The following is a 202-nucleotide window of genomic DNA, read 5'->3' as shown; positions in this document are numbered from 1 at the left end:
TGGTGAACAGGACGATCATGATATGTGACAGCGCGGTCATGCCGAAAAGCGCGCGCAGACCAAGGTCCTCCATGGCCCAGCCTGCCAGCAGCGGTCCCACGATGGACCCGATGCCGTAGGTCATCAGCAGCCCGCCGGAGATCTGCAGCGAGGTGCCCGGTTCGGCGTGGTCATTCGCATGGGCCACGATCACCGGATACAT

Annotated in this window: 1 pseudogene; it reads right to left on the bottom strand. The window is 62.9% G+C overall.

The window, feature by feature from the left end:
- A pseudogene (locus A3728_RS23345) lies at positions 1 to 202 on the bottom strand (MFS transporter); the annotation flags it as partial.

The organism is Sulfitobacter sp. HI0040, assembly GCF_001634885.1.
Taxonomy (GTDB): Bacteria; Pseudomonadota; Alphaproteobacteria; order Rhodobacterales; family Rhodobacteraceae; genus Sulfitobacter.
The sequence above is the reverse complement of the archived record's forward strand: the minus strand, read 5'-3'. Positions and strand labels throughout refer to the sequence as shown.